The organism is Kribbella pratensis (assembly GCF_004366075.1).
Lineage (GTDB): Bacteria > Actinomycetota > Actinomycetes > Propionibacteriales > Kribbellaceae > Kribbella > Kribbella pratensis.
The window spans coordinates 1541787-1549153 of record NZ_SODU01000001.1; the positions used below are offsets into that span (position 1 = coordinate 1541787).

Annotated in this window: 5 protein-coding genes; 3 read left to right on the top strand and 2 right to left on the bottom strand. The window is 69.6% G+C overall.

Features of this window, described 5'->3' with window-relative positions; all coding sequences use genetic code 11:
- Positions 1-20: 20 nt before the first annotated feature.
- On the bottom strand, positions 21-3029 hold the full coding sequence (locus EV137_RS07380) for an FAD-binding and (Fe-S)-binding domain-containing protein (RefSeq protein ID WP_134127361.1): 3009 nt from the start codon (positions 3027-3029) through the stop codon (positions 21-23).
- A 24-nt stretch (positions 3030-3053) separates the two neighbouring features.
- Between EV137_RS07380 and EV137_RS07385 the strand changes: the two genes are divergently transcribed.
- Both EV137_RS07385 and EV137_RS07390 read left to right on the top strand, forming a co-directional pair.
- Entirely contained in the window at positions 3054-3803 is a 750-nt protein-coding gene (locus EV137_RS07385; RefSeq protein ID WP_238175149.1) for a maleate cis-trans isomerase family protein, read from the top strand.
- The gene (locus tag EV137_RS07390; RefSeq protein ID WP_134127363.1) at positions 3800-4450 is read left to right on the top strand and encodes a GntR family transcriptional regulator; all 651 of its coding nucleotides are present in this window, start codon (positions 3800-3802) and stop codon (positions 4448-4450) included. Before EV137_RS07385 ends, EV137_RS07390 begins: the two co-directional genes overlap by 4 nt.
- A gap of 20 nt (positions 4451-4470) precedes the next feature.
- Here the strand turns inward: EV137_RS07390 and EV137_RS07395 are convergent, their stop codons facing one another.
- Positions 4471-5943 (bottom strand): NAD-dependent succinate-semialdehyde dehydrogenase, encoded by a 1473-nt coding sequence (locus tag EV137_RS07395; protein WP_134127365.1) that lies wholly within the window; start codon positions 5941-5943, stop codon positions 4471-4473.
- Between the two features lie 80 nt (positions 5944-6023).
- Here EV137_RS07395 and EV137_RS07400 point away from each other — a divergent pair, with 80 nt between their 5' ends.
- Entirely contained in the window at positions 6024-7277 is a 1254-nt protein-coding gene (locus tag EV137_RS07400; protein WP_134127367.1) for an aspartate aminotransferase family protein, read from the top strand.
- Positions 7278-7367: the final 90 nt, after the last annotated feature.

Sequence of the window (7367 nt, forward strand, 5' to 3'; positions counted from 1 at the left end):
CGAAGTTGGCTTTGGGGAGATTACTCGGGAGGACGGGGTGGATCCGGGAGGGCTTCGGCGAGGAGTTGGGCCAGGTGGTGGGGGTGGCGGGGTGTGGCCTGGGCGATTTGGGTGCGGCAGCTGAAGCCGTCGGCCAGCACGGTGGTTGTCTCGGGCAACGACCGTACGGCGGGAAGCAGCGTGCGTTCACCGATTGCCGCGGAGATCTTGTAGTGGTCGCGTTCGAAGCCGAAGTTGCCGGCTAGACCGCAGCAGCCCGGGTCCGCGAGTCCTGCCTCGATGCCGGCCGCTTCCATCAGCTTGCGGTCGGCGTCGAAGCCGAGGACGGCGTGCTGGTGGCAATGCGGTTGGACGAACGCCGCTCCCCCGACGTACGGCGGATGCCAGCCGGACTCGACGAGCAGCTCGGAGAACGTGCGGATGTTCGCGGCCGCCGACGCGGCGAGCGGATTGCCGGCGAGGAGGGCGGGGGCGTCGTGGCGGAACGCCGCCGTACAGCTGGGTTCGAGGCCGACGATCGGCGTACCGGCTTGAAGATGCGGAGCGAGAACGCGAAGGGATCGGTTGAGGACGCGGCGGGCGGTGGTGAGCTGGCCGGTCGAGATCCAGGTGAGCCCGCAGCAGACCGGCTTCGCGGGCAGCACCACCTCATAACCAGCGGCTTCCAGTACAGCGACGGCGGCACGGCCGATCTCCGGCGCGAGGTAGTTGGTGAACGTGTCCGGCCAAAGCACAACCCGTCGCCCGCCACCGCCTGACCCATCGCCTGAACCATCGGCCGAACCACCACGCCCCGAGCCACCGCCCGGCGAACCATCCGCCGGTGCAGGGCCGCTCGGTGAGCCAGTCGTGGGTGACGTGCCGCGATGGGTGAACCAGTGGGTAAGAGTCTCCGGCGCGAAGGGAGGGACCTTCCGCTCTGCAGCGATTCCGCCGAGGCGCTTGGTCAGTGGCAGGCCGGCGAAGCGGTTCGCAAGGCGCGGCGCCCGCGACGCAAGACGGGACCACAGCGGCAGCCAACCCATCGACCAGTGCGACAACGGCCGTGCCCACGGGCGGCGCGCGTAGTGGTGATGGGTGAACTCGGCCTTGTACGTCGCCACGTCGACATTCACCGGGCAGTCCGACAGACATCCCTTGCACGAAAGGCAAAGGTCCAGCCCGTCGCGTACCTCGGTCGACCGCCACCCGTCCGTGATCAGGTCGCCCTGCAACATCTCCCACAACAGATGCGCCCGCCCACGCGTCGAGTGCAGCTCGTCCCGCGTCACCTGGTAGCTGGGGCACATCACGCTGCCGGACGACTGCCGGCACTTCCCGATCCCCACGCACCGCCGCTGGGCCTGCGCGAAGTCGTGCCCATCGTCGGGATAGTCGAAGATTGTCAACATTCTGCGATCCTTGGCCGGCCCGTCATGCCGGATTGCGACGTCGAGCCGCGGCGGGTCGACAATCATGCCCGGGTTCAGCACGCCCGCCGGGTCCCAGATCCGCTTCAACTCGCCGAGGAGCGCGACCCCGTCAGCGCCGTACATCCTGCTGAGCAACTCCCCGCGCGCCCGACCGTCACCGTGCTCGCCGGACACCGAACCGCCGAGCTCGACCACCAGATCCGCGGCCTGCTCGACGAACTCCCGGTACGTCGCGATGCCCTGCGGACTCAGCAGGTCGAAGTCGATCCGCATGTGCATGCAGCCCTCGCCGAAATGCCCGTACGACGCACCCGACAGACCATGCCGCCCGAGCAGTTCGTCGAGACCGCGCAGGTAGGCGCCCAACCGCTCCGGTGGTACGGCGGCGTCCTCCCAACCGCCCCACGCCTCTGCCCCGTCCGCGCGCCGCGTCGCGAGGCCCGCAGCGTCCGTACGGCATCGCCACAGGACGGCCTGCGCCTTCGGGTCGGTCACCAGGGACGCGGTCGCACCGGAATCACGCAGTTCCTCGAGCATCGCGCGGGCAGCCGACGCGGCGGTCGCCTCGTCGTCGCCGGCGATCTCGACCAGCAGCCAGGCGTTGCCGCCCGGGAGCCCGGCGTGGACCGCGGCGTCACGCACCTCCGTCGGCAGTCGGTCCACCAGTTCGTTGTTGATGGACTCCATCGTGAGCGGCGCGTGCCGCAGCACGACCGGCACGCAGTCAGCCGACGTGATCGAGTCGGCGAACCCGAGAACGCACAAAACCTTTGCCTTGGGCAACTCCACGAGCTGAAGAGTCGCCCGCAGGGTAGCGGCGAGGCCGCCTTCGCTACCGGCCAGCAGACCAGCCACGTTGTACCCGTACTCCGGCAGCAGCCGATGCAGCGCATAACCGGAGATCTGCCGCGTGAACTGCCCGAACCGCCGGCGGATCAGCAGCTCGTTCCGCCCCGCGAAAGCCTGAAGCGCCCGATGCAACTCCCCCTCCCGCCCCGGCCGAGCCCCCAACTCCGCAAGCGCTGCGGCCGACGCGTTACCTGTGCCGGAGTCGAAGGTCAGGCGGGTTGCGTCGGCGAGGATCACGTCGAGGGAACGCAGGTTGTCGGCTGTGGTGCCCCAGGCAACAGAGTGCGCGCCGCAGGCGTTGTTGGCGATCATGCCGCCGAGGGTCGCGCGACTTGCCGACGACGGGTCGGCGCCGAACGCCAGCCCGTGCGGTTTCGCGGCGGCCAGCAGATCGGTCAGTACGACGCCCGGCTCGACGACCGCCGTACGCGCCGATGTGTCGATGCCGAGGATGCGATTCACGTGCCGGGAGGCGTCGATGACGACGCCGCCGATCGCGTTGCCCGCCATCGACGTACCGCCGCCGCGCATCACCACCGGCGCCCCAGCAGCGGCGGTCAACGCAACAGCCGCCGCCAGGTCTTCGGCATCAGCTGGTACGACGACCAAGTCGGGCACCGCGCGGTAATTCGACCCGTCCGCGGCATAGAGCGCCCGCGTCCCTCGATCGTCGGCGACCGCACCCCGGAGATCCCGGCGCAGCATGCCGGCCAGCCCCGCGACGTCGTACGCGACGGATCCGGGGCCGGAGCGCTCTGGGGTTAACATTGTCGACAATCTACCTTTCGGACGATGGACCAGCCAGGAGGCCCGATGGTCACGGTAGGACTCCTTTACCCCGGACACAGCGCGGAAGACGACTACCCGGCACTCGAGGCACGGCTGGACGGCTCGGTGAAGCTTCCGGTCGTCATCACCTCGGTGGGCGAGGACGCGCATCGGGTGGACGCGCTCCTCGACCTCGGCCGGGCGGAACGGCTTGCCGAAGGGGCAGCGGAGCTCAAGCCGGCGCGGCCGGACTCGGTGATGTGGGCGTGTACCTCGGGCAGCTTCGTGTTCGGCAGGGAGGGCGCGAACATCCAGGCGGCCGGGGTGGCGCAGGCGCTCGGCGTACCGGCGTCCTCGACCTCGATCGCGTTCGTCGACGCATGCCACGCGCTCGGTGTGAAGCGGGTCGCGGTCGCCGCGTCGTACCCGGAGGATGTCGCACAGCACTTCGTCCGGTTCCTGACCGCGGGCGGCGTCGACGTGGTGTCGATGGGCAGCAACGGGATCATCACCGCCGCCGAGGTCGGGACGCTCGCACCCGAGCAGGTGGTCGCGATGGTGAAGGCGGCCGACCACCCGGACGCCGAGGCGGTCCTGGTGCCGGACACCGCGATGCACACCCTGGAGATTGTCGACGAACTGGAGACCGCAGTCGGCAAACCGGTGCTGACCGCGAACCAGGTGACGGTCTGGAAGGGGCTCGAGTTGGCCGGGGTTGTACCCTCCTTGCCAGATCTGGGGACGTTGTTCGCCACAAGGGGGAATCCGGAGTGACCAGTTACATCGAGCCGCTGGCTCAGGAGTCGACGCCGAGCATCATCGCCGACAAACTGCGCAAGGCCATCGGCCACGGGGAGTTCAAGCCCGGCGCGCAGATCGTCGAGGCCGACCTGGCCCGCAAGCTCGGGGTCAGCCGGGGTCCGTTGCGGGAGGGCATGCAGCGTCTGACCCAGGAAGGGCTGCTGGTCTCGATCCGCAACCGCGGCCTGTTCGTCATCGACATGACGCCCCAGGACATCCGCGACATGTACCTCGCTCGCGAGGCGATCGAGCGCGCCGCCGCCTTCAAGATCCTCCGCGACGGCGACTTCGAGACCGTCGGACTGGCGCTGCTCGCGATCGTCGACCAGATGGCGGCCGCCGACGGCGACCCGGCCGCGGTCGGCGAGCTCGACATCGCGTTCCACGAGCTGCTCGTGCGGCTGGCCGACAGCCCCCGGCTGTCGCGGATGCATCGGACGTCCATGATCGAGACCCGGATGTGCATCCACGCACTGGAGGAGACGTACCTCGCCACCGACGCCCGCGCCATCGAGCACGAGAGGCTCGCGAACGCGATCCGGACCGGCGACGTCGCGCGCACCGACGAACTCCTGAGCGCCCACATGGACGACGCCATCGAACGCCTCGTCAGCCGCTGAGCCCCGCCCTCGGGGCCCTGTCAGCTGACCGCGATGCCGATGTACTTCGTCTCGAGGAACTCGTCGATCCCGACCGCGCCGCCCTCACGGCCGAGCCCCGACTGTTTCACGCCCCCGAACGGCGCGGCGGGATTCGACACCACGCCCTGATTCAGCCCGACCATCCCGGTCTCGATCGACTCCGCGACCCGCAGCGCCCGGCGCAGGTCGTTGGTGAACACGTACGCGACCAGCCCGTACTCGGTGTCGTTCGCCGCCCGCACGACCTCCTCCTCGGTGCTGAACGGCGTCAGCGGCGCGACCGGCCCGAAGATCTCCTGGTCGGCCATCGCCGCCTCCCGCGGTACGCCGGTGAGCACCGTCGGCGGATAGAAGTACCCGTTGCCGGCCTCCACCTCGCCCCCGGTGAGCACGGTCGCACCCCGTCCGACCGCGTCCGCCACCAGCGACCGCACCTTCTCCCGGCCCGCCTCGTCGATCAGCGGGCCCACGTTCACGCCCGGCTCAGTACCGCGCCCGACCGTCAGCGCACTCATCCGCTCCGCGAGCCGGCGCCCGAACTCGTCGATCACCGACTCGTGCACGAAGATCCGGTTGGCCGCCGTACAGGCCTCGCCCATGTTCCGCATCTTGGCCGCGATCGCGCCGGTCACCGCCTCGTCCAGGTCCGCGTCCTCGAAGACCACGAACGGCGCGTTGCCGCCGAGCTCGAGGGACGTCCGCAGCACCTTCTCCGCGCACTGCTCGAGCAGGATCCGGCCGACCCGCGTGGACCCGGTGAACGACAGCTTCCGCGCCAGGCCGGACCGGATCAGCGGCTCCATCACGCCGCCCGCCTCCATCGCGGTGACGCAGTTGACGGCTCCCGCGGGTACGCCGGCCTCGGCCAGGATCCCCATCAACGCCAGCATCGACAGCGGCGTCTGGTGAGCGGGCTTGATGACGCTCGTGCAGCCGGCCGCGATCGCCGGGCCGAGCTTGCGGGTCCCCATCGCCATCGGGAAGTTCCATGGGGTGATCAGCAGGCACGGCCCGACCGGCTGCTTGGTGATCAGGAAGCGGGCGTTGCCCGCCGGTGCGGTCTGGTACCCGCCGTCGATCCGGACCGCCTCGCCCGCGAAGTGCCGGAAGAACTCGGCTGCGTACGCGATCTCGCCGCGCGCCTCCGCCAGCGGCTTGCCCATCTCCAACGTCATCAGCAAGGCGAGATCGTCGACGCGTTGCATCAAGAGCTCGTACGCCGTCATGAGCATGTCGGACCGTTCGCGTGGCGACGTACGGGCGAAGTCCGGCTGGGCGGCGACGGCCGCCTCGAGGGCGGTCCGGCCGTCCTCCGGTGAGGCGTCGGCGACCGCACACAGCACCTTGCCGGTCGACGGATCGACAACGTCGAACGTCGCGCCGCGGGTCGCGTCGGTCCACTTCCCGTCGATGAACAGCCGCTTCTCGACGGCCTCGACAACCCTCGACTCGTCCACCCTCGACTGGTCCATCTGCACCCCTTCACCGGCCTCGACAGCTGAGATAGGCTGATTGTCGACAATCTACCATCCGACGACTAGAGGGGAAGTCCGTGGCCGAGCTCTCGCAGGTCCTCAAGCAGGCGACCGGGGTGGTCGCCGCCCGCGGTGAGGGCGTCCAACTGTTCGACGAGGACGACCGCAGGTACCTGGACTTCACCGCCGGCATCGGCGTCACCTCGACGGGGCACTGCCATCCGCGAGTGGTCGCGGCCGCCCAGGAGCAGGTCGGCCGGATCATCCACGCGCAGTACACGACCGTGATGCACCGGCCGTTGCTCACGCTGGTAGACCGGCTCGGCGAGGTCCTCCCCCGGCACCTCGACCGGATGTTCTTCGCGAACTCCGGCAGCGAGGCGATCGAGGCGGCCCTACGGCTCACCCGCCAGGCGACCGGCCGGCCGAACGTGATCGTGTTCCACGGCGGCTTCCACGGCCGGACCGTGGCGGCGGCCACGATGACCACGTCCGGGACCAAGTTCCGCTCCGGCTTCAGCCCGTTGATGGCCGGCGTCCACGTGTCGCCGTTCCCGGACCCCGGTCACTTCGGCTGGCCTGTCGAGCAGGCGACCGACTTCGCGCTCAGCCAGTTGGACTATGTCCTGCAGACGTTGAGCACGCCGGCCGACACCGCGGCGTTCTTCGTGGAGCCGGTGCTCGGCGAGGGTGGCTACGTACCGGCGAACGAGCGGTTCTTCGCGGGCCTTCGCGAACGTGCCGACGCGCACGGGATCCTGCTCGTGGTGGACGAGGTACAGACCGGGTTCGGGCGGACCGGGAAGTTCTGGGGTGGTGACCACTTCGGTTCGCATCCGGACGTTCTGGTCACGGCGAAGGGGCTCGCATCCGGGTTCCCGTTGTCGGGGATCGCTGCGTCCTCGGAGCTGATGGAGAAGGCGTGGCCCGGTTCGCAGGGCGGCACGTACGGCGCGAACGCGGTCGCGTGTGCGGCGGCGTTGGCGACCTTGGACGTCATCAAGGACGAGGGTCTCGTGCAGAACTCCGCGGACCGTGGCGCTCAGCTGAAGCAGGCGCTGCAACTGGTCGCGGACAAGCACGATCAGATCACCGACGTCCGCGGCCTCGGTCTGATGATCGGTAACGAGTTCCGCGACGCGGACGGGAAACCGGACCCGGTGACGGCCGCCGCGGTCCAGCAGGAGGCGGCGCGCCGAGGCTTGCTGCTCCTCACGTGCGGCGCCTGGGGTCAGGTCGTGCGCTTCATTCCCGCGCTGGTCGTGTCCCCCGACGAGATCGACGAGGCCGCAAGCCTCTGGTCCGACGCAGTCACCGCAGTAGTCGGCTGACTCACGGGCTGAGTCACCGGTCGGGTCGTCGGCCGGTCGGTCGGTCGTCGGTCGGTCGTCGGTCGGTCGGTCGTCGGTCGAGTCGCCGGT